We start from the raw sequence: 21,557 nt of genomic DNA, 5'->3' as shown, positions 1-21,557 counted from the left end.
AAATCCCTGCCATCAATTCAGAACGCTCCGCCGATAGCAGATAAACAACAGCGCGCTCGTCAGCACGACGACGACCGGCGCTATTGCGAAGCTGATATCCTCGCGATACTGAACCGAGAGCAGCACCGTGATAGACAGCAGCGTCGCCAGAATGCCGTAGATCATCGTCACCTCGCGATGCGAATAGCCGGATTTGACCAGGCGTTGGAACAGGTGCTCGCGGTGAGCCACCCAGATCTTTTCGCCGCGAACGGCACGCCGCAGGATCGTCACTATCGAATCAAATAGGAAGAACCATACAAACAGAACGGCTGCGATCGGCAGCAGATCGGGATATTTATTAGCAAGGTTTCGCCCAAGCAGCGGCAATGCGGCAAAAGTAAACCCGAGGAACGCGCTGCCAACGTCGCCCATAAATATCTTTGACTTGCTCAGGTTCTGGATCAGGAACCCGAGGCTCGCCCCGCCTATGACGCAGCCGAAATAGTAGATCGACTGCATGTCGAGAATGCGGCATAGCACCAGCCAGCCCACGGCTGCGATCACCGCCTGCAGGCCCGCCAGCCCGTCGATCCCATCCATAAAGTTGTATGAATTTACCATCCACACGATCCACATGAACGTCAGCAAATAGCCAAACCATCCCAACTGCAGCCCGCCCAGCATCGTGATGCCGTGCCAGGTGTCCAGATCGGCCATCAGCAGCACGGCCGCAACGCCGTGGATAAACAACCTGAAAAAGAACGGCACGGTCTTGATGTCGTCAATAAAACTGATGCCGGCGATCAGCACTGCGCCAATAAAATAGCCCCACGAAAAGGGCCCGACCACATAAAGTGAGATCGGGACATAGGCCAGAAGGCACAGCACGACGATCACAACTCCGGCCCCGTGCGGCGTCGGCTCGCTGTGCGAGCTCCGTTCATTCGGGATGGCGAGGATCTGCCCTTTTAGGCCGATGCGCCGATACAGGCCGACACCGATAAACGAGATGGCCAGGACCGAGATAAAGATGATAAGTCCGATCATTCAAGCGAAGCGGAAAATCACAATTGAATCAAGAAGTGCGCGCGGCTGTCAATCCGGCGCATGACCTGTTAGCGATACGCTGTCGGGCAGTCAGCATTCCGCCGCTGTTCCGCCTCTGTTCCGCCGTGTTCCACCCTCCCGTGGAACACTCTAAGTGTTGAAACTACTGGAGGTTACCGTCCGATTTTTACCGTGTTCCACAAATTTCGCGCAAAAACGGGATTTGTGCGACGCGTGTCCTACAAATTGCCGGACGCAGCGATATCAAGCACTCTGACATGATGTTGCAACGATAGCACAGCCATGCACACAAATCAAGTATTTTTTGCAGGGGGCAGTTCCATTACTCGACGATAAGTTTCGCACGCGAGGGCAAGCGAATATTTTTCCTCGGCAGCCTGGCGGGAGCGGCTACCCATATCCGCGAGGTCCGAGCGAGCATCATACGCGGTGAGGATCGCCGTCTCAAGCTGCCCGGCATTGTCGGGCTCAATATGCCACCCGATGCCGTCCTCGTCGATCACGCGGGCAAGCTCGCTTCCCTCGTCCGTGAGGGCGATCATCGGTTTCCCCGCCGCCATGATGTTATACGTCCGGCTCGGCATCGCCGTACCCCACATACCCTTAACAAGCGCCACAAGGCCGACATCGCATGCGTTCAGAAAGACCGTCTGCTCGGACCGTGGCCGATAGTCGAGCACGGTGACGTTGCTGAGCTTAGCGGCAGTTTCGGCTAGCCATTTCTTCTTAACGCCGGCGCCGATAAAGAGAAAATGGATGTCTTCCCTGTTCTGAAGCCCCTCGGCCGCCTCGATGATCGTCTCGACATCAGTTGGATGGCCAATATTTCCGGCGTAGAGCAGAACGAACTTGTCGGCTATGCCGAGTTCCGTCAGCAGGGCGTTATCACCTCTTGGCAGAGGCGCGACCGTTTCAAGGTCGGCCCAGTTTGGGATCGTCACGATCGGGAGGTCAAGGCCCTCGGTCTTGTTTTGGAAGAGTTCGTTCATATCACGCCCCATGACGATGATCTTGGCCGCGTGCTTGTAAACCCATCGATTTACGTAATGAACGAACCGGACAAACGACGAATCGGCCCTTGCGGAGCCGACCGCGACGAGTATCTCAGGGTAGCTGTCCTGAACAAGCAGTGTATATGATGCCCCCTTGATCAGCGACGCGAGTGCCGTCGTCACGGGCAGCGACGGCGGCGCGGTGACGACCAGCACCTGATCACCCTTTCGAAAATGTCGCAGCGAGTGCAGAAAGACCGACAGCCCGATGGTGAGCATGTTCAGCAGCCTAAAGGCCATCACGTTCTTGTCGAGCGTGGTGCCCCAGGCGCGGAAGATATCAACTCCGTTATGCGTCTCTTTTTTCGGTGCCCGAAGGCCGCGTGCCATATGCTTTGGCTGGCCGGTAATAACGTTGACCTTTCGCGTTTTGGCCAGATGCTCGGCTATCGACGTGAGGTAGTAGCCCGTGGACATCTCCTCGGGATAATAAACCTCGGTCAGTACCCAAAGCGTGTTGTCGGCGGACATTATTCTAGGAAAAATGGCGGCGCTGGCTTACATAGCCGAGGACGATCTTGCTGACCGTCTGCGACACGTTGGCGGCCATATATTCACGCGGCGGCGTCCACGCTGCGGGCTGCGCGATAGCGAGCTCGACCGCTCGGACTATTGAATCGGCATCTGCACCGCTGAGGATGTTGCTGCCGCATTCCTGCGTCTCAGGCCGCTCCGTTACGTCACGAAGCGTAATGTTTGGAATGCCGAAAATAGCACATTCCTCCTGCACGGTGCCGCTGTCGGTGAGGACGGCGAGCGAGTTCTTTTCGAGCTTGACGAAATCGAAAAAGCCCAACGCCTTGAGCAATCTTATCTCTTTCGGATCAGGGCGCAGGCCGCCTTGCTCGAGGCGTTCGGCAGTTCGCGGATGCACCGAAACGAGGACTTGCTTCCCAAACTTCTTCGAGACCTCGCTAAGGCCTGCAAAGATCCTCGCGAGCCGCTCCGGCAGATCGACATTCTCCGACCGGTGCAAAGTGACGAGGAAATACTCGAACGGTTTTACCGAAAGGCCCTTCAGGACGTCGCTGTTCTCGATGTTGTCGCCAAAAGTGTCAAGGACCTCCTTGATCGGGTTGCCGGTTACAAAAATGCGGTCGCGATCGACCCCTTCGCGAACAAGGTTCTCCTTGCTCCGCTCGGTGTATGGCATAAGGACGGTGCTCGAATGGTCGATGATACGGCGGTTTATCTCCTCCGGCACACGGTCGTCGAAGCACCGGTTCCCTGCCTCCATATGGAATACAGCTATCTGCCGTCGGGCCGCCGCGATCGCCGTCAGAGCGCTGTTAGTGTCGCCGAGCAGTAAAACTCGGTCGGGTTTATGCTGATCGAGCACCTCATCGATCTTTGACAATATCTGACCTATCTGCTCGCCAAAGGTCTTTGACTTTATGCCGAGATGCACGTCGGGCGTTCGGATATCCAGTTCACGGATAAACACATCGCTCAGACTCTCGTCGTAATTCTGGCCCGTGTGGACGGTAATGTGCTCGGCGTGCTGATCGAGAACGCGCATCACGAGGCTGAGCCTGATGATCTCCGGCCGCGTGCCGAAAATGGTCATTATCTTCATACGCTTAGCGGCCTAGGAACCGTTTTATCTCATCGCTTGCATCGCCCAGCAACTCCGCAAGCGGTTCGCCGGTGAGGTTGTTATCTTTTGACGAATACTCGCTCTGCAGGGCCGGTGTCTGGCCTGCGGCGTCACGCAGTTCGGGCAAGACCGGCAGGATGACATAGTAATTGCCGCGTTCGACCGTGCGGAAGCATTCTTCCTCCGAGACCATGATCTCGTGGACCTTTTCACCGGGGCGAATGCCTGTAAAGGTGGTGGGCAATTGTTTGTCGCCCATCAGAACCGCGGCGACATCGGTTATCTTTGCCGAGCCGACCTTTGGCACGAACGTCTCGCCTCGGCCGTCACTATTGACTGCCTCAAAGACCGTATCAACAGCACGGTCGAGACTCAGCAAAAACCGCGTCATCTCAGGCAGCGTGATGGTTATCGGCTGATCGTTCGTTATCTGCTCGACAAAGAGCGGAATGATCGACCCGCGCGACGCGATCACGTTGCCATAGCGGACACAGTTGAACTGAACCTCCGGGCAATCACGGTTCGCCTCGATCAGGATCCGTTCCTGAAGGGCCTTTGTCATTCCCATCACGTTGATAGGTTTACATGCCTTGTCAGTCGAGATGCCGATTATCTTTTTGACCGGCAGGTTGTTTTCGCGGATGGCTCGGATGATGTTCGCGGCCCCGTTGATGTTGGTCTGAACGGCCTCGAACGGGAAATATTCGCACGACGGCACCTGCTTCAGGGCTGCCGCATTGAATACGATGTCGGCCTCGCGCATCGCGGTCACCAGCGACGGATAATCGCGGACGTCGCCGATGCGGAAATTCAACAAGTCACGTGAGTTTTGATAAATAACGTCGTCGGTGGCCGTCTCGCGGTTGAGGAAATCGAGCCGCATGTAATGCTGCTTTGCCTCGTCCCTCGAAAAGACCGTGATGCGTGCCGGCGTGCCGGCCTCGCCCGTCAGGATGCGTTTTACGAGCGTCTGCCCAAGCGAACCTGTGCCGCCGGTGACCAGGACCCTCTTACCTTCAAGAATGCTCATGGATCAGTAGAAAACGAACCAACGAAAGAGTTTAACACTAAGCAAAGGTTGTGAAAAATGCATTAGTCGGCGACTGCGGCCTCGAGCACGGCGAGATTGGTGCTCTCGACGCTTGGGTCGCCAAGCCATTGCTCGGCGTAGCCTCGCGCTGTCTGCGACATCGTCGAGTATTCATCCGGACCCATATCGATGCATCTCTGGATAACATTCGTCCACGCTTCTAGACTGTCAAGTGAAAGGTCCCAGCCGATACCGTCGGCTTCCAGCCCTCGCCACGGCGTTTGGTCGCTGATCACCAGCGGGCAGCCGGCGGCGAGCGATTCGATGCAGACGTGGCCAAAGTTCTCGCCTATGGTCGGCAGAATAAAGAAATCGTAGGTAAAGAGGGTGCCGGCAACCTTTTCCGGCGAAACAAGGCCTTTGGCCTCTACCTTGATATTCGACGGCAGCAAAGCCACGATCTTCTGTGTCTCTTCCCAGTAGTCCTGCTCCTCGATCGGCCCGTAGATGTCGATCGTCAGATCGCCCTTCATCGATTTAAGATGCGAGAGCACCCAGTTCAAGTTCTTCTTTCGCATGAACCGCGAAAGAAAGACAAAACGCGCACGGCCCTCATTCTTCCGCGGCTTGTCACCCACAGCGTATTGGTCAAAGATCGTTCGCGGAGGCATGTTCGGCGCAACAAACATTTGACCGTTGTCGCCCAGGACGCGCAGCACATCGTCCTTTTCGGTATCCGCTGCGGCTTTCCAGATCAAACCGCGATACAGACCAATCGTTCTTGCCCCGGCAAGGAAGATGGCCTTTCGCATCGGATTAAGCGTTAGGGCTCCGACACAGAGTTCACCTTCGGGCGCCAGGATAACAGGAACATCGAAGTTTCCAAGTCGCCGTAGGAAGAGCGTCCTGATCGTAAGCGGACTGAAAACGCTATTTAGGTAAACTGCGTCGGGCTTCACTTCATCGATCAATTTCCTGATAGTACTGCTGCGAACGTCCAAGCGCGAAAGGTAGTACGCTTGGCAATTCCCAAGATCGTTCCATTCGCCGATGTTGATGCTCTCGTAGGGCTTAAGATTATGCGGTCCGTCGTGGTTCCGCGTGACGACGCGAAAATCGAACCGGCCGCTAAACCGGTCGATCATATTGACCAAGGTGCGCATCGCACCGCCGCTTTCGAATCCCGGCAGGAAATAGTCGCAAATAACGAGTATCTTTGGGCGTTCGGCCATTATGCGTGAAACATGTCGTAAGGTGTCGGGTCGTCGGCCATCGCCGAAACCATCTCAGGCCACGCTGGCGGCTGGTAACCCGTCACATCTCGGAACCTTGTTGAGTCCAGACTGCGGTCAATGGTTACTCTCTCGGACGGGGTGATCTTGATATTGGCATCGTAGGCGTCATTGAGCAGCTCCAATAGATCGAATTTGCTGAACGGCTCGCTCGATACGTGATAAAGGCCGCGAAGGTCGGGATGAAATTCGATAACATCGCCGATTATCTTTACCATCTCAATGCTGGGAAATCCCGAATAGATCGCTCTCGTCCATCCCTCGACCTCTCCGTTCCGTTTGCTCAGAAACCACTCGACCAGGCTCGCAGTGCTCTCCAATTCCCTGCCTATTATCGAGGTTCGCAGCGTCAAACAGTCTCCGGCGCTTACCTCACCAAGCCGTTTACTCAAGCCGTAAAGGTCGCGAGCATCAGGTTCGTCGGCCTCCGAATAATCCCCTTTCGAGCCGCTGAACACACAGTCGGTACTGATCGTGATGAGTCGAAACCCTCGGGTTTCGCTCAGGGCTGCGAGTTTCAATGGGAAAAGAGTATTGATGCCGAGCGTCGTCATCTCGTCCTTTGCCTCGGGCCGCTGCTTGATAATGCCGACGGCATTGATGACCGCGTCAGGTTTGGCGACGTCGATGGCTCGCCTCACTGATCCCTCATCCATGACGTCGACCTGGTCGATGCAACGTGCGCCGTCAAAAATGCCAAATCTCTCGACTTCGGCAAAAGGCCGTCGAACCGCGGCCCACACATCGAACCGCCGCCCAAGGACCTGGACGAGCTTGTGGCCGAGCATTCCTGTTCCGCCAAATACGAGAATTCTCATAGCGTTATCGACCGTTCTGGCGTGTGGATTCGAGGTTTCAGAGTTGGAGTGCACTCAACAGAGACTCTATAATCGAGCCTTTACTACGATACCTAAAAACGTGAAAAAAGTCCTAATTACAGGTATAAACGGCCAGGACGGAAGTTATCTGGCAGAACTTTTGCTTGAAAAGGGCTATCAGGTCTTTGGCCTCGCTCGACAAGGTTCGAGCTCTTCACGGATAGAGCCGATCCGTGACCGGATCGAATTAGTAGAGGGCGATATCTCGGATCTTTCCGGCCTTTCGCAGATATTTGCTGATATCCGGCCGGATGAGGTCTACAATCTCGCTGCCCAATCCCACGTTGGCCACTCTTTTCAGGAGCCGGTCATAACGGCGAAGATCACCGGCGTCGGGGCCGTCAATGTGTTTGAGGCGGCACGTCTCAATGCGCCGCTCGCTCGCATATATCAGGCGTCGTCGTCCGAGATGTTCGGTGATTCGGTTGACGATGACGGCTGCCAGCGCGAAACGACAAGAATGGATCCCGGTTCGCCCTATGCATGCTCTAAAGTGTTTGCCTACATGATGGCGAGAAATTATCGGGCCGCATATGGAATGTTCATTGCGAACGGCATCCTCTTTAATCATGAAAGTCCGCGACGCGGTATCAACTTCGTCACGAATAAGGTCTGTCGCGAGGCCGTCCGCATTAAGCTCGGCCTCGCCGATACAATGCCAATCGGCAACCTCGATGTTCAACGCGACTGGGGCCATGCAAAGGACTACGTTAGGGCGATGTGGCTAATGCTGCAGCAAGAACGATCCGACGATTATGTTTGCGCAACCGGCTCTGCGCATACCGTCAGTGAACTCGTCGAGTATGTATTCGGCAGCCTCGGCCTCGACTGGAATAAGCTCGTCGAGATCGAACCGAGCTTAGTCCGCACCGAAGACCGCCGCCAACTGAAGGTAGACAGCATGAAACTCCGCACCGCCACCGGCTGGTCGCCAACCTATACCTTCGAATCAATGCTCGACGAGATGATCGAATACTGGCTGACCCGGTTTAACGATGCCGAGACCGCGACCGCCTGACCGCAAATGCTTGCATCCGGCTTGCCTATCCTCACCACGTCCTCGATCATTTCGAATGGACCGGCGTTCTCACTCGATTTGATACCTTGGCTGTTCGCAGGTCAAGGACCAGGATGCCGTGTTCGTCGATCCGGGCGTCCTGGAATTGGATCGCGGTGGTGAGGGTTATATTGTGCTGGCGCATCAGGCGGCAGGCGCGAATGACCTTGGCCCCCTGTTGACGTTTGCCCACGGGATAGGCGTTGCGCCGGTTATGCTCGGACGGTTTTAAGCCGATGCGACAGTTTGCCCGATCGTACAGCAGTAGAACTGCCGTCGGTTCCCCAAGCACTTGATATGTGAACCGGCTGATCGCGATCAGCCCTTTTGGATTGAGTGTTACGTGTATGCCGGCGGCACCCGGAGCGATATCGCCGCGTGGTATTTCTTCCCAGTTTGTCATCATAGCGTGCCATTTATAACACGGCCTTGCTCCTTCGACAATACGAAAATACGCAAAATGACGCAGAATGCACAAAATGACGCAGATCTCTCAAAACTGCACAGATTGCGTAGAATGAGCGGCGTTACAAATGTCCGTTTTCCGCCATCAGTACCGCGAGGAGCAGCGAGTCAGACCGACGGGACAAGGGCGGCGTTTAACGGAAGGATAAGGGTGGTCGATGATCAGATCCCCACAACATGATCAACGGCCGGACAAGTCGGGCCGACTTTCTTGGAAATTCGTCGATACAACTGGCAAAAATGTCGATACAAAACGGCCTGATGCACGGGTATTGTATCGACTTCGGCAACTCGCAGTCAGGAACGGGCCTTGGCCCCGCTGACATGAGAGATGAGTCAAGCTGGACGGGGCCGAGGTCCTTCCTGACCTGAAGATAGCGAAAGCCAAGAATTTCTGCAAAGTTTGGTTCGTCGCGACCTTTTACTTCGCGTCGAGAAGCTTTCTATAAAGCGCAGCGTAGCCGAGGGCGACTTGTTCGGGCCGGAAACGCTCGACATTGACAAGTCCCGCGGCGTGGAGCCGGCTGCGTAATTCTCCGTCCGCGATCAGACGGTCGACCCCTTCTCTGATGCTGTGAGGGCTGGTCGGATCGACAAAAACGGCGCCGTCGGGGCCGGCCGTCTCGCTCATCGGGCTGCGGTTGCTGGTGACGACAGGCTTACCGAATGACTGGGCTTCGACTATTGGCAGGCCAAAGCCCTCGTAGAGCGAACAAAATGTGACGATGTCGGCGTTTTCGTATTCGTCCCAGACCTGTTCCTCGGTCAGGTCGATGAGGGTTTCGTAATTGAGGTTGTTCTCATCGAGGACGCGGACCTGTTCGCCGGAGAGACGGCCGATGATACGCAGTCGGCACTTCAGCCCGTTCAATGCTCTTGCGAGATTGGGGATATTCTTATTCTCCATCGTGCCAACCTGGAGGATGGACGGCTCAGCCGCATTGAATTCGCTTTCCGCAGGTGGCCGGCCCGACGGTGTTACCGGAAGGTCAAGAACATGGACCTTCTCCGGCTTACAGCCCGTGTATTTGACGATCTCTCGCTTCGTTTCCTCGGAGATGGCCGTGATAACGTCCAGACGGCTGACGGGCCAGTCCAGGTATAGCTTCTTCAGCAGCCAGCGGCGAAAGCCGGGTTCTCGGTAGAGAAATCGCACATCCATGATCGACAAGATCGTGTCGTGCCGCGAGAGTCGCAAGCCGATATAGTGCACCTGCCCGGTAATGTGATAGATATCGGCCCTCCGCCCGCGAAAAAGGAGCAGGTTTCTCAGAGTGTCAAGAAAGCGATTTCCATACGGCAGTTGGATGAACTCAGGTTCCATCTCGGTCGGTAGGGCACCGGCGATGTCGCGAAATGCCCTTTCGATGCTGAACGAATCAAACGGCTTACGTTCGATGAATAGGATCTTGGTCATCGTCGGCCCTTGATTGTCTGATCGAGAGCTTCAGCAGTGATCGCGCTGGTTCCCACCTGCTGCACGACGATCCCCGCTGCTGTATTGGCAAGCTCGGCGGCCTCCCTGATACTGAGGCCGGAAGCAAACGCTGTCGCAAGTGAGGCAATTACGGTGTCGCCCGCCCCGGTAACGTCAAACACTTCTTGGGCTGTAGCCTCGAAATGATAAGCAGTGGCTCCTCCCTCAAAGACGGTCATACCGTTCTCTCCCTGAGTTATCAGGACAGCGTCGCACTCAAGGTCATTCAATAGACTTGTGCCTGCCAGCTTGACAAGGTCCGGATGGTCCAAGGGAAGGTTGCACGCCTCGGCCGCCTCACGTTTATTCGGAGTGATGACGGTGGCATTCCTATATCGCCCGTAATCGCGGCCTTTCGGGTCAACAAATACGGGCGTATTTGCTGCCCGAGCGGCCGAGATCAGCCAGGCCGCGAATTCGGATGAGAGTAGGCCTTTAGCATAATCAGACACAATTACTGCCTCGACCTCCGGCATCGCTGCTTCGACACCTTCTGTTATCCTCGCCAGATCCCCGTCGGAAAGATGGGCCTTATGATCGCGGTCGATACGAACAACCTGCTGGCTATGGGCAATCACACGTGTTTTGTGCGTGGTTCGCGTCCCCGGGCTGGCGACAATGCCATCGACGTTAATTCCGCCTTTAGAAAGCAGATCAAGTAGTGTGTCACCCTCGCGGTCCAACCCGATAGTTCCGATCAAGTGAACACTCGCCCCAAGGCCAACCGCATTCAGCGCTACGTTGGCGGCTCCTCCTGGAACTGAACGTGTCTCCTCAAGATTCACGACCGGGACCGGTGCTTCCGGAGATATTCGCTCGACGCGCCCTAGAAGGTACGTGTCCAGCATCACATCGCCGACAACCATGATCGTTGTGTTCTTGAATGAATCTAGCATTGCGGTACCTGTCGATTAGGGAGATCGGCCGCCCGCGCGTCAATTAGCTCGCACCAGATATGTGCAACCGTAATATGAGCTTCCTGTATCCGGGCCGTCCGTTCGGACGGGACCATCACAACGGCATCGCAGAGCCCCGCAAGTTTCTTACCTGTCGCCCCTGTCAAGCCGACTACCGAACAGCCGAGGCGGCGTGCTTCCATCACCGCGGCAATGATATTTGGCGAATTTCCGCTTGTGCTGATAGCCAGGACGCAGTCTCCTTCGCTTGCGAGGGCCTCAACCTGCCGTGCAAAGACCCGCTCGAACCCAAAATCATTCGAGACGGCCGTCAACGCTGATGTGTCGGTCGTCAGGGCTATCGCCGGCAGCGCCTGTCGATCCCTCTCAAAGCGGCCCGAAAATTCGGCCGCGATGTGCTGGGCGTCCGCCGCGCTGCCCCCGTTGCCGAAAACGAGCAGCTTCCCTCCTTTTTCAAAAGCTCCTAGTATCAGATCGGCACACTCGCTAATGGCAGGTCGATATTGACTCGCGAGCGTCTGCAATACCTCAGTATGTTCGAGCAATGATGCGTCGATCCCAGGTGTCGTTTCCGGTTTCGACCCATTCTCCGACCTCTGGATTATCTTGCTCGTAGAGTAGTCGCCCTTAAGCGCCAGCGACAAAACGGTTCCGCCATAAGACGTAACGAAGTCGCCCCCGACGATCTCCCCGATCTGCCAGTCGCCGCCTTTCACGAGCACATCGGGCCTAAGCTCAGAGATCAGGCGTTCAGGTGTAAGCTCGTCGAAGATGACGACCTCATCGACCGAACGCAGTCCAAGCAGCACAGCTTTTCGAGCGTCCTGATCCTGAAGCGGCCGACCGGCCCCTTTTATTGCCCTTACCGATCGGTCGCTGTTAATACCAACGACTAATCGGTCGCCAAGGGCACGAGCACGATCGAGAAGGTCAACATGTCCCGGATGGATCAGATCAAAACATCCATTTGTAAAAACAAGCATTTGTCCTTAAGGATCAAGCAGGTAGTTTTCGGGAAGCGTCGGCCTTCTTGGCGATCAATGTCACGATCACAATACCGACCACCGAGGTCAGGCCGATCTTGAACAGCGTTGGAATGATCGTTCCGTAAAATCCCTCATACGAAACCGTTATCAGCAGCATAAAATAGACCGTCTGCCGCCAGATGATCATCGGATGCCCATGGATCAGCGCATCGTATAGGACACGCAAGATCAGCCCCAAAACCAACATTCCCAACGGAATCCCAATTATGCCAAAGTTGCGAAGCAGGTCGCCGACAACCGTGATTCCAAAGGATGATTCGTCGAAGTTAAAATACAGATCGCTAAAGCGTCGAGCGTCCGAAACCGACGGTTTCTCCGTCCAGATCACTCGTGGAATGAAGAACGTCGTTGTTTCGATCCAGATGTTGTTGTCGATGCCGTAGGCCTCCTCATACGGGGCAAGCTGTTCATAGTTTGAAACGACGACCGCGAGCGTGCTAAGGACATCGACACGCTCCGTCAGGCTAGCAAAACCGAACTGAATACTTGCCCAAGTATCGCTCCGGCCTACCTGATCGAAGGTGTGTAGCACGTTTTCGGCATACTGGCCCGCGCTCTGTTGTGCCTCGGTTCCCTTGACGTTGCGAAACGTTGTTCCGTAGATCATCCCGATCATAAGACCGACCGACAGAATGATCCCTGCGACTGCTCCCTGTTTGAAGCTAAATCTCCGTCCTGACAGAATATATGCGAGGGCGACCACTGCAAAGATCTGAACGATACTCCCGCGATTTCCGGCGAAAATCGCTTTACTAAGACTTGTTAACGCCAACAATGCCACTATCGGCACGTAGGCCAGCTTGATCGACTTTTGACGAAAGATCACAAGCCACAGAAGGAAGCTTGCCTGCATCCAGAAGAGCGTTGTCAGATATACAAGGCCGTCGTAAGAGTTGATCTCGTCCCCCTTTTGATATCCGAACAAGCCCAAGCCGAAAGCTATGACGGTATTGAGCACGCCCAAACTCAGAAGAATAAGGCCGGGTATTACAAAGGAACGCGGCGAGTAATCGGCGAGCGGCAGTCTCTCGCTGATAAATGCTCCTACTTTACCACCAAGCGGCACCAGGTAGCCGACGGACAGACCGGCAAAGGCGAGGCCGACGAATACGATCGTGAGCGGTAGATTATAGCTCGAATCCTGGATCAGCTGAACAAAGTATGGCTGCGACCAGCCGCCGGCGAAAAATACGCCTCCGACCACAAATGCAGGAAAAAAGTATGAGCACGTCGCAAAAACTAGTGGATTAGCGAAGCTGAACCGGCCCTGGTAGTAGAGGATCGCATTTGGGATGACCATGACGACAGCCAAACCCAGCAACCACGGCATCAGGTACAGGTACGGATAGGCTTCGAAAGCTCCGCCAAACGCAAGCAAAAGAAGCACGGCAACGATGGTTGCGGTCACCATTACGATCACTCCGGGTATCGGAGACGGTTCTGGGCGGCTGCGGAAGCGGTGTTTGATCTGTTCGGCTGCCTGCATCTATCTCTGAATCGAGCAAACGGCGATAACGCCGTCAGACCATTGCGGAGCTATCCGCACGCACACATCGTTCATCAGATTGAGGAACCAGCGATTATGCGGCCTGTGCTCCACGCCTATATCATAAAATAAAAACTCGTCGACTTTTAAGCCGTGCCGTCCTAACAATACTGTCAGCGTTGCATAGGAGTAATATGCAACGTGATCCGGATGCACCGGCTCCTGCTTGCCGCCTTTTCCACGAAGTCCGTATTGTATAAAGCGCATGCCGCAGAATGCATTGATCGTGGTTAGCAGAAGCGCCGAGTCCGGGGCCATAAATCGCTGAATTCCGCGGAGGAAAAGGCCTGGATTGTAGAGGTGCTCGATCATTTCCCCGGCCACGATGACATCAAACGTCGTATTGAGCTCGACCTCGTCGAGCTTCTCGAGATCCGCACGGTAGAGATTCTTGGATCCGTTCGCGGCAAGTATGTCGAGGCCCGGTTGATCGAAATCGAATCCATAAAGGCCGGAGGCTATTCGCTCGAGCTCGAAGTGCAACAGCATCTTCTTATCGATCGAGTCCTGAGTGTAGGGATAGTTGGCACACCCGAGGTGAAGCACCTTCTTACCGGCGCACCTCGAACGGATGAAATCCAGTCGCTGAACACTCTTCATCGTTTGCGTTTTGCGATCTCCCTGATTAGAAGTTTCTCATCGACCGTTACGAAATCCAATAGCCATAAGAGCACAACGTATGCTGCTGCTCCGGCTCCCCCTATCGCAATAAGCGACATCCAGCCGAGAGGCAGGAACCTTGCCAGTGCGTACTCGCAAATGCCAGCAACGATCGCGGCCGGAATCACCCGCCTGAGATGCGTTAGCCAGAAGTCCGCCTGGACAGCACCAAATAGCCATTTCTCTGCAAAGAGAATGGAAAAAAAGATCGTTGCAAAGCCGATCAGGCGGGCTACGGCAACGCCGAGGAGCCCATAAGGGACGATCAAGGCGAGCATCAAAGAAATGCAGATCACAGACGATATCCCCGTAAGGATCGCATTAAAGTGCGGACGGCCAAGCCCCTCGGACATTTGCCACGACACAGTCAAGATCGCGACCAAACCAAAGCAAATGATATGCGCCACCAGCAATGGTGCCGCAATCACGGCAAAGTCCGCCCCCATCCATAGAGTGAGAAACCGCTCATTAACCACCAGGACGCTCAAAACTAAGAAAACGACCAGCGCACTCACAAGCTTGGTCGCTTTAGTGTAGAGCTTTTGCAGACGATGTCGATCCCGTTCCAGTTCGCTCGCGAGCGGAAAAACGACCATTACAAGGCTCGAAATAAAGCCATGTAGATAAATACCCAAAGACATCGGAACCACATAATAGGTCAGGCTCTCACTTCCGAGCCGCTGTGTGATCCAGCCGCGTTCGAACAGGAGAACGACGTTGCCTAGTACTTGATAAACGACGATGGCTCCACTGTAGGCTAAGATCCTGCCAAGGATCCCGGCGGCGAAACCTATTCGAGCTCTTGGAGCCGGTAGCAAGCGAACCGCAGCGATAGCGTAAATAAAGGAAAATACAACAAGGAGCGCCAGATTCCATTTCAACAATCCTAGAAGGTCGAAATTCAACAGGGCCAATAAGATATTACCGCTTACGAGTAATATGCTGTGGACCGAGAATATCTTCGAATAGACATCAAATCGCTGCAGGCCGTGAAGGACCGAACTGAAGACCTGGCTTAGCATCGTAAAGAAGATGATCGCCGATGCAAGGTATATCGCGCGGATCGTGAGTTGCTGTTCGGCTTCAGGTATCGCAAACACATCACGGACGAGCCACTCCGCCAGCAGGCATAACAGGATCGAACCTGCCAAACCAATTGTGATGTTCAGGGCCAGGCTTGATGAGATGATACCGGCGATCTCTTCCGTCCGTCCGGTTGCACGAAATTCTGCAACGTATTTGGTTATCGCTCGGCCGAAATTAAAGGTAAACGAGTAACCGACAAGCCCGAGGATCAGTGCATACAACCCATATTCCGCATGACCTAATGAGCCGACAAGGATGGGGGTTGCAACTAGACCCAGACACAGCGGCAGAATCCATGTCACGAGGCCAAACAGCACATTGCGTACAACGCTTTGGGACGTTTGCCGCTCAATCAGTTCGGGCACATTGCCTCCCGGATGTACTCGATCATTTCAGTGAGGGCCTCGGCCGGTTCATTGTTGGAAATAAACTCCCGCGCCGGTCGCCAGCCGAGAATATCTAGGGCGAGACTAATATCGGCGTGGGTATCAAAAGCATCATCGCCGTGGGCGTCAAAAGCACCGATGTGTAATAGAGATTCGTCGGTTCCGCAGTAGCCCCAGACGACCTTGGCGACTGACGACAGGCTGTGGCCTACGCCACCCGCGAGATTGATGATCCTGCCGTTTGCCTCGCTCGATGTCGCTGCCTGCAGAATTCCTGATGCGACATCCTCAACGTGCACAAAATCTCGCAACTGCCGCCCATTCGTCATCCAGAAGTCCTGTGCCGAAACAGCGTGCGTGATCAATTGCGGAAGGAACATGTGCATCGGCTGCCCGATGCCGTAAACGGAAAAGAGTCGAAGGATGGTTATTGGCAAATTAGCGGTAGAGCCAAGTGAAAGCGCGTGTCGTGTCGCGCGTGCACGCGATCGGGCATAGGCAGAGGCCGGACGCTCAGGCATGCCTTCGCGGAAGGGTGTCTGCTGCTGTCCGTATTCAGCCGCGCTGCCGATCATCACGACCTTCGCAACCTTATTTTCAATGAGCCGTTCGAGTAGGTAGCCGGTGGCCCTGTGATTTATCTCGTCGCACAGCCGACCGTCGGGATCAGAGTGGCCCGTTACGCCCGCCAGGTGCAGCACAAGTTCCGGTTGAAGGTCATCGATCAGCCGACCAACCGATTCGAAGTCCCGAAGATCGAGGTCGACCAGTTCAACATCAGCGGCGAGGCTGAAACTGTCCGGTAGCGGGCCAAGTTGCGTGACGACGGGCCGATGTCCCTCAGCGACTAGCCGGGCCGTAACCTTGCGGCCAATAAAACCCGTTCCGCCCGTCACAAGGATCCTCTCGAAAGCCCCTCCTTTCATTGCTCTACTTGATCGTTGAGAGAAAGTTTCGGTACCAGTCGATCGTCCGCGCAAGGCCGTCTTCGATAGAAAAGGCCGAGCGCCAGCCCAGCACGTTGCGGGCTTTCTCGGCGCTGAGATACTGATGCGGAATTTCGTTCTGAGCTTCTCCGAGGATAATTGGTTCAATATCGCCGCGGCCCAATAGGTTCAGGATCTTGACCGTCATTTCGAGGACGGTCAACTGGACCTCGTTGCTGAAGTTGAACGCGTGACCGGTAATCGAACCGTCGGCCGCCATTTTTTCCGCAAGACTAACATACGCCGACGCTGCATCCTCTACATAAAAATAATCCCGGATATAGGTTCCGTCGCTCCGGATTATCGGAGCCTCACCGCGAATTACTGATCGAATCGTGCCCGGGATCAATCTGTTCCAATTGAGATCGCCACCACCGAAAAGATTGCCGCACCGAGTTATACAGACCGGCGTATGAAATGTGTGAGCATAACTCTGTGCGACAAGGTCCGCACATGATTTGCTGACGTCGTAAGGGTGTCGGCCCTGTAACGGCGCTTCTTCCGAATATGGGAGCACGTCGTGAGCCCCATAGGCCTTGTCGGACGATGCAACGATGACCTGTTCGATCAACGTAGATCGGCGAGCCGCCTCCAGTAAGCACCATGTACCCTTGATGTTCGATTCGAAAGTCGAGATAGGGCCTCGGTTCGCCGTCCCAACAATTGTCTGCGCGGCGGCATGAAATACTGTCCGAATCTCGTACTCGTTAAGAACTCGTTCCAGTAGTTCCAGATCCGTGAGCTCCCCACGTATCACGGTGGAGCTCTTGCTTGTGCCGCTCTGGAGCAACTCAGACTCAGGGACCCAGTCACGGATCAGGACGACAGACTTCGCGCCGAGATCATTTAGCCTGCGTGTCAACCAACTACCGAGCAACCCTGTGGCTCCGGTTACGAACACGGGGCGGTCAAGCCAAAATCGGTTATCGGATATGGTCATAAAGAGATTGAATTGTCTAGCTCCAAAGTTTCCACTCGGCTGAACCGTTCTGCCACATCTCGTCAAGCATCTTCCACTCGCGGTAGGTATCCATGGGCTGCCAAAAGTCCGTGTGCGGGTACATCATTAGCTCGCCGTCGGCGGCGACTTGCTGAAGCGGTTGACGCTCCAGTATCAGGTCCTCATCATCATTAAGATATCGCTCGATAAATGCTGGCTCCATAACAAAAAAGCCGCCGTTAATAAAGCTTTGTGTGACCTGCGGCTTCTCTGCAAAGGCGACAACCTGATCGCCGTCCAATTCCAATTCGCCGAAACGGCCCGGCGGCCGAACGCCGGTTACGGTTGCGATCTTGCCGTGCCGTTTATGGAACTCCACGAGTGCTCGGATATCTACACTGCCAAGGCCGTCGCCATATGTCAGACAAAATGTCTGATTGCCGAGGTGTTTCCTGACCCGAAACACTCTCGCACCGGTTTGAGCTCTCTCACCCGTTTCTATGAGTGAAATGGTCCAGTCTTGTTCGTTGGTCTCGCCCAGAGTTCGGACGGACGACTCCGCACCGAGCCGAACCTCGAGATCGTTGTTCCGGAGCCGATAGTTGCGAAAATAATCCTTAATAATCGAGCCCTTGTAGCCCAGGCACAAAACGAACTCGCGCAGGCCAAAATGCGAATAGATCTGCATTATATGCCAAAGCATAGGCCGTCCGCCGATCTCGACCATTGGTTTGGGCAGAGTTTCGGTATGTTCCCTTAATCTAGTACCTTGTCCGCCGCAGAGGATTGCAACTTTCATATCGAGATCAAACGAGGATTCTACATTGCCGCCTTCAGGTTTGCCATACCGAATCGTAAATATCTACGACCTCTTCAGCGGCGCGTGCGGCATTAAAACTGGCTCGCACTGTTTCCGCCCCGGCCGCGCCGAGCCTCTCGCGCTTCGCCTTGTCATTGATCAGGTCAATGATAGCGGCGGCCAGTTCGTCAGGATCACTTGGTGCGATCAAGATGCCATTTTTCCCGTCCGTGATTGCCTCCGGGATGGCTCCGATGCGTGTGGCGACAGAGGGTCGGCCGAGCTCCATCGCCTCGATCAGCGATATTGGCAGGCCTTCCTGCAGACTCGCAAGGACAAAAATGTCGGCAGCAGCAACGAGTGTCAAGAGATCATGCCGAGTTGGGCCGATGTCGTCGGGCGTGAGCAGCCGAAATAACTCGCCGAGGCCGTATTCTGCGATCCGTGCCATGGCCGCCGCGTCGGGTATTGATGTCGCGAGCCAGAGAAAAACGTATGCCTGTCCGCTCGCCCGAAGATGCTTTAGACTCTCAAGTACCGTCCAACATCCCTTTCGTTCAATGAATTGTCCGCTCGTCACGATCAGAGGGACAGCGGGTCTGATACCGTACCTGTCACGTGTCGATTGAACCTCCGCGTCTATCTTTCCGACCTCGTCCGGATCGTAGCCAGAATAGGCAACCTCGATCTTGTCAAACATCGCCGAAGTGATGTACGGCCTGACGCCTTTCCTGGCCTCCTCGTTCGACGCGAGCAGTCGGAAACGCGGCCGCCTGCTGAGCAGGTTTCCCTTGACCCACCATACCAGCGACCGTATCTTCCCAACGGGCGGCAGTGCCGTGTGGACCGTCATGAATACGTTCGCCCTCCCCGACAATCGGTAAAGTGAGCGGAACGACTGCCAGAATCCCATGTCGATGTGAACGATCGTGTCCGACAGATCTGGCCGGGCAAGAATTCGATCTGTCAACGCGGTTTCCGAGCGAAACAGAGCCACTCGGCGTCGAAGCCTATCCAAGATGCCGAGCGCATCGACGGCTGAGGGCGCGGGATCGAGGAATTCTAATTCTATCTCGAGATCGTCGAGATAATCGAGCAGCTTACGGTCCGAGTCCGACGGCAGCATTGCCGAGACGGCATACTTTCCTCTTGCCGCTTTCATTAGCGACCGGAAATATATCTGAGCTCCACCCCATTCTCGGTAGTTCCAGACGTATAGTATATTTCGTGCAGAGGAAGCCAAGGTGAGATTATCGCACAGGAAGGATTACGTCCGCGGCGTACGTTTCTGAAAGCGGTGGTTCAGACTGGTTTCGGCCCCATTGTCGCTCGAAATTTCGACCCACGAGATACCTTGCAAAAAAAACAACGAACGCAAGGTAACCCTGAAACATGGATGGTGCACACGCCACCGTTGTATTCAATCTCCGCCGAAGACTGTGCGGATGAAACGGATCGATAAACAATGCACGGAATGCCGCCGCAAAGGATAGCTCTGAAATGTGTTCCGGCTCGTCATTCGGCTTGCAAAAAACTCGTGCCCTTGGCTCGATAAGCAGGGTCCAGCCACGTTTTCGCATTCTGGAAGTGTATTCGGCATCTCCATATTGCGGGAACCTGTCCGCGTCCATCAGTCCTACTTGCCGAATCACCTCGGCGGGAAATAGGGCGCAGTTGCCGACTATCAACTCTACACGAAATGCAGACTGCGGTAGCGTGTCGATCGTCTGTTTCACCCAGTGCCGCAGTCCTCCCCAAGAAAGCTTCCATTTCGGTGCGACCTGAAAAACGCGCTTGCCATCTTCCCAGTCGACTAGGACCGCCCCGACAACGGATCGAGTAACAGACTGCGCTGTTTCCAGAAGGTTCTTTAGAAACGCTGGGTCGAATTCAGAATCGTTATTGATCGCGAGGACAAAATCGGGTTGGTGCCTCATGGCGGCAGCCAAGCCGAGATTCATTCCACCTGTGTACCAAAGACTACCGTTGCCACGCAAAATTTCGACGTGCGGGAACTGTGCCTGGACCGACTCGGCGGTACCGTCTGTCGAGCCGTCATCGACGATGATGATGTGTAGGTCGATCCCTGATAGCTCCGCCTTGGCTAAGCTCCTCAGACAGCCCAAAGTGAGTTCCTTTCGGTTGTGGACGGGTGTGACGACCTCGATGTGGACATTCGCCATGACGTTCAGTGATCGAGTTCCGGGTGCTTTACTAGTTCAACGTCAGCCTGAACCATGAGCCGCACCAGGTCGGTAAATGTGGTAGTCGGTTTCCAGCCAAGGTCATTCTCGGCTTTTGACGCGTCGCCAACAAGGATATCGACCTCGGTTGGGCGGAAGTATGTCGGGTCGACCTCGACAACCTTTGTGCCCGGCGCGAGTTGGCCGGCGGCCATACCGACCGTTGCCTCAAATACCGTCTTATCGATCGCAGCGATCATTCCAACCTCATCAACGCCGGTTCCCGACCAATCGAGCGTAACACCTATGAATGCAAACGATTGGTTAACGAATTCCCTTACGGAATGTGTCTCGCCGGTGGCGAAAACGAAATCATCGGGAACGTCGCTTTGCAGAATCCGCCACATTCCCTCGCAGTACTCGGGTGCGAAGCCCCAATCGCGTTTTGCGTCAAGACAACCGAGGGATACTGACTTTGCCTTACCGAGGGCGATCCGGGCGACCTCGCGAGTGATCTTTCGGGTGACAAACGTCTTTCCGCGGCGAGGCGATTCGTGATTAAAGAGGATGCCGTTCGCCGCAAATGTCCCGTATGCCTCGCGGTGATTGACGATGGTCCAGTAGGCGAAGAGCTTTGCGACTCCGTAGGGCGAACGCGGATAGAACGGCGTCTTTTCGTTTTGTGGTATTTCCTGCACCTTACCGAAAAGCTCGGATGTCGAGGCCTGATAGAAACGGACGTGCCGAAGCCCGGTCTCGCGGATCGCATCTAGAAACCTGAGTGTGCCTAGCCCGTCTACCTGTGCCGTATAATCCGGCAGGTCAAACGAGACTTTCACGTGGCTTTGGGCAGCGAGGTTATAGATCTCGTCGGGGACGATCTTCTCAAGCAGGCGGTTCAGGCTGCTCGTATCGATCAGATCGCCAAAGTGCAGAAAGAGTCTTTTGTTGAGGATCTCAGGATTTCCGTAAAGATGATCGATGCGACCGGTGTTGAACGAGCTCGACCGGCGGATGACGCCGTGGACCTCATAGCCTTTTTCGAGCAAGATCTCGGTCAGATAGCTACCGTCCTGCCCTGTGATGCCGGTGATCAAAGCCTTTCTCATA

General features: G+C 54.9%; 20 protein-coding genes. 1 reads left to right on the top strand and 19 read right to left on the bottom strand.

What is annotated here, in order from left to right; all coding sequences use genetic code 11:
- Positions 1-12: 12 nt before the first annotated feature.
- The 6 genes from IPM59_10585 to IPM59_10560 all read right to left on the bottom strand — a co-directional run bounded on the left by IPM59_10585 (position 13) and on the right by IPM59_10560 (position 6,839).
- Entirely contained in the window at positions 13-1,029 is a 1,017-nt protein-coding gene (locus IPM59_10585) for a glycosyltransferase family 4 protein (protein ID MBK9216026.1), read from the bottom strand.
- Between the two features lie 314 nt (positions 1,030-1,343).
- The gene (locus tag IPM59_10580; GenBank protein ID MBK9216025.1) at positions 1,344-2,573 is read right to left on the bottom strand and encodes a glycosyltransferase family 4 protein; all 1,230 of its coding nucleotides are present in this window, start codon (positions 2,571-2,573) and stop codon (positions 1,344-1,346) included.
- 4 nt (positions 2,574-2,577) lie between these two features.
- Positions 2,578-3,678, bottom strand: coding sequence for a UDP-N-acetylglucosamine 2-epimerase (non-hydrolyzing) (gene wecB, locus IPM59_10575; GenBank protein ID MBK9216024.1), 1,101 nt, complete (start codon positions 3,676-3,678; stop codon positions 2,578-2,580).
- Between the two features lie 4 nt (positions 3,679-3,682).
- Positions 3,683-4,729, bottom strand: coding sequence for a polysaccharide biosynthesis protein (locus IPM59_10570; GenBank protein ID MBK9216023.1), 1,047 nt, complete (start codon positions 4,727-4,729; stop codon positions 3,683-3,685).
- A 62-nt stretch (positions 4,730-4,791) separates the two neighbouring features.
- Positions 4,792-5,961: a glycosyltransferase gene (locus IPM59_10565; GenBank protein MBK9216022.1), complete on the bottom strand. Its 1,170-nt coding sequence runs from the start codon at positions 5,959-5,961 to the stop codon at positions 4,792-4,794.
- The gene (locus IPM59_10560; GenBank protein ID MBK9216021.1) at positions 5,961-6,839 is read right to left on the bottom strand and encodes an SDR family oxidoreductase; all 879 of its coding nucleotides are present in this window, start codon (positions 6,837-6,839) and stop codon (positions 5,961-5,963) included. The genes IPM59_10565 and IPM59_10560 overlap by 1 nt, the downstream gene beginning before the upstream one ends.
- A gap of 100 nt (positions 6,840-6,939) precedes the next feature.
- Here IPM59_10560 and IPM59_10555 point away from each other — a divergent pair, with 100 nt between their 5' ends.
- Complete coding sequence (locus IPM59_10555; protein ID MBK9216020.1) at positions 6,940-7,917, top strand: GDP-mannose 4,6-dehydratase; 978 nt, start codon at positions 6,940-6,942, stop codon at positions 7,915-7,917.
- A 46-nt stretch (positions 7,918-7,963) separates the two neighbouring features.
- On the opposite strand, the gene IPM59_10550 is transcribed toward IPM59_10555, so the two are convergent.
- From IPM59_10550 to gmd, 13 genes are all read right to left on the bottom strand, one after another.
- Entirely contained in the window at positions 7,964-8,362 is a 399-nt protein-coding gene (locus IPM59_10550) for a hypothetical protein (protein ID MBK9216019.1), read from the bottom strand.
- A 480-nt stretch (positions 8,363-8,842) separates the two neighbouring features.
- Complete coding sequence (locus IPM59_10545; GenBank protein ID MBK9216018.1) at positions 8,843-9,838, bottom strand: glycosyltransferase family 4 protein; 996 nt, start codon at positions 9,836-9,838, stop codon at positions 8,843-8,845.
- Positions 9,835-10,794 carry a D-glycero-beta-D-manno-heptose-7-phosphate kinase gene (rfaE1, locus tag IPM59_10540; protein MBK9216017.1) on the bottom strand — a complete coding sequence of 320 codons (960 nt, stop codon included), beginning with the start codon at positions 10,792-10,794 and terminating at the stop codon, positions 9,835-9,837. The genes IPM59_10545 and rfaE1 overlap by 4 nt, the downstream gene beginning before the upstream one ends.
- The gene (rfaE2, locus tag IPM59_10535; protein ID MBK9216016.1) at positions 10,788-11,798 is read right to left on the bottom strand and encodes a D-glycero-beta-D-manno-heptose 1-phosphate adenylyltransferase; all 1,011 of its coding nucleotides are present in this window, start codon (positions 11,796-11,798) and stop codon (positions 10,788-10,790) included. The genes rfaE1 and rfaE2 overlap by 7 nt, the downstream gene beginning before the upstream one ends.
- A 13-nt stretch (positions 11,799-11,811) precedes the next feature.
- Positions 11,812-13,347: a hypothetical protein gene (locus IPM59_10530; protein ID MBK9216015.1), complete on the bottom strand. Its 1,536-nt coding sequence runs from the start codon at positions 13,345-13,347 to the stop codon at positions 11,812-11,814.
- On the bottom strand, positions 13,348-14,007 hold the full coding sequence (locus IPM59_10525) for a methyltransferase domain-containing protein (protein ID MBK9216014.1): 660 nt from the start codon (positions 14,005-14,007) through the stop codon (positions 13,348-13,350).
- Positions 14,004-15,518 (bottom strand): oligosaccharide flippase family protein, encoded by a 1,515-nt coding sequence (locus tag IPM59_10520; GenBank protein MBK9216013.1) that lies wholly within the window; start codon positions 15,516-15,518, stop codon positions 14,004-14,006. The genes IPM59_10525 and IPM59_10520 overlap by 4 nt, the downstream gene beginning before the upstream one ends.
- On the bottom strand, positions 15,506-16,465 hold the full coding sequence (locus tag IPM59_10515; protein ID MBK9216012.1) for an NAD(P)-dependent oxidoreductase: 960 nt from the start codon (positions 16,463-16,465) through the stop codon (positions 15,506-15,508). The genes IPM59_10520 and IPM59_10515 overlap by 13 nt, the downstream gene beginning before the upstream one ends.
- A 4-nt stretch (positions 16,466-16,469) precedes the next feature.
- Positions 16,470-17,465: an NAD-dependent epimerase/dehydratase family protein gene (locus IPM59_10510; protein MBK9216011.1), complete on the bottom strand. Its 996-nt coding sequence runs from the start codon at positions 17,463-17,465 to the stop codon at positions 16,470-16,472.
- A 16-nt stretch (positions 17,466-17,481) separates the two neighbouring features.
- Positions 17,482-18,264, bottom strand: coding sequence for a glucose-1-phosphate cytidylyltransferase (rfbF, locus tag IPM59_10505; GenBank protein MBK9216010.1), 783 nt, complete (start codon positions 18,262-18,264; stop codon positions 17,482-17,484).
- A gap of 34 nt (positions 18,265-18,298) precedes the next feature.
- Positions 18,299-19,426: a glycosyltransferase family 4 protein gene (locus IPM59_10500; protein MBK9216009.1), complete on the bottom strand. Its 1,128-nt coding sequence runs from the start codon at positions 19,424-19,426 to the stop codon at positions 18,299-18,301.
- A gap of 88 nt (positions 19,427-19,514) precedes the next feature.
- Positions 19,515-20,447, bottom strand: a complete 933-nt coding sequence (locus IPM59_10495) for a glycosyltransferase family 2 protein (GenBank protein ID MBK9216008.1) — start codon at positions 20,445-20,447, stop codon at positions 19,515-19,517.
- A gap of 5 nt (positions 20,448-20,452) precedes the next feature.
- Positions 20,453-21,556 carry a GDP-mannose 4,6-dehydratase gene (gmd, locus tag IPM59_10490; protein MBK9216007.1) on the bottom strand — a complete coding sequence of 368 codons (1,104 nt, stop codon included), beginning with the start codon at positions 21,554-21,556 and terminating at the stop codon, positions 20,453-20,455.
- Between the last annotated feature and the right edge of the window lies 1 nt (position 21,557).

This window comes from Chloracidobacterium sp. (genome assembly GCA_016715795.1).
Classification (GTDB): Bacteria; Acidobacteriota; Blastocatellia; order Pyrinomonadales; family Pyrinomonadaceae; genus OLB17.
Note: the sequence above shows the minus strand (reverse complement) of the source record. Positions and strands in the feature narration are given on the sequence as shown.

What these genes read in the sequence shown, in the direction of transcription:
- IPM59_10585 (MBK9216026.1), bottom strand. Translation starts at nt 1,029, where the DNA reads ATGATCGGACTTATCATCTTTATCTCGGTCCTGGCCATCTCGTTTATC.
- IPM59_10580 (MBK9216025.1), bottom strand. Translation starts at nt 2,573, where the DNA reads ATGTCCGCCGACAACACGCTTTGGGTACTGACCGAGGTTTATTATCCC.
- wecB (MBK9216024.1), bottom strand. Translation starts at nt 3,678, where the DNA reads ATGAAGATAATGACCATTTTCGGCACGCGGCCGGAGATCATCAGGCTC.
- IPM59_10570 (MBK9216023.1), bottom strand. Translation starts at nt 4,729, where the DNA reads ATGAGCATTCTTGAAGGTAAGAGGGTCCTGGTCACCGGCGGCACAGGT.
- IPM59_10565 (MBK9216022.1), bottom strand. Translation starts at nt 5,961, where the DNA reads ATGGCCGAACGCCCAAAGATACTCGTTATTTGCGACTATTTCCTGCCG.
- IPM59_10560 (MBK9216021.1), bottom strand. Translation starts at nt 6,839, where the DNA reads ATGAGAATTCTCGTATTTGGCGGAACAGGAATGCTCGGCCACAAGCTC.
- IPM59_10550 (MBK9216019.1), bottom strand. Translation starts at nt 8,362, where the DNA reads ATGATGACAAACTGGGAAGAAATACCACGCGGCGATATCGCTCCGGGT.
- IPM59_10545 (MBK9216018.1), bottom strand. Translation starts at nt 9,838, where the DNA reads ATGACCAAGATCCTATTCATCGAACGTAAGCCGTTTGATTCGTTCAGC.
- rfaE1 (MBK9216017.1), bottom strand. Translation starts at nt 10,794, where the DNA reads ATGCTAGATTCATTCAAGAACACAACGATCATGGTTGTCGGCGATGTG.
- rfaE2 (MBK9216016.1), bottom strand. Translation starts at nt 11,798, where the DNA reads ATGCTTGTTTTTACAAATGGATGTTTTGATCTGATCCATCCGGGACAT.
- IPM59_10530 (MBK9216015.1), bottom strand. Translation starts at nt 13,347, where the DNA reads ATGCAGGCAGCCGAACAGATCAAACACCGCTTCCGCAGCCGCCCAGAA.
- IPM59_10525 (MBK9216014.1), bottom strand. Translation starts at nt 14,007, where the DNA reads ATGAAGAGTGTTCAGCGACTGGATTTCATCCGTTCGAGGTGCGCCGGT.
- IPM59_10515 (MBK9216012.1), bottom strand. Translation starts at nt 16,465, where the DNA reads ATGAAAGGAGGGGCTTTCGAGAGGATCCTTGTGACGGGCGGAACGGGT.
- IPM59_10510 (MBK9216011.1), bottom strand. Translation starts at nt 17,465, where the DNA reads ATGACCATATCCGATAACCGATTTTGGCTTGACCGCCCCGTGTTCGTA.
- rfbF (MBK9216010.1), bottom strand. Translation starts at nt 18,264, where the DNA reads ATGAAAGTTGCAATCCTCTGCGGCGGACAAGGTACTAGATTAAGGGAA.
- IPM59_10500 (MBK9216009.1), bottom strand. Translation starts at nt 19,426, where the DNA reads ATGAAAGCGGCAAGAGGAAAGTATGCCGTCTCGGCAATGCTGCCGTCG.
- IPM59_10495 (MBK9216008.1), bottom strand. Translation starts at nt 20,447, where the DNA reads ATGGCGAATGTCCACATCGAGGTCGTCACACCCGTCCACAACCGAAAG.
- gmd (MBK9216007.1), bottom strand. Translation starts at nt 21,556, where the DNA reads ATGAGAAAGGCTTTGATCACCGGCATCACAGGGCAGGACGGTAGCTAT.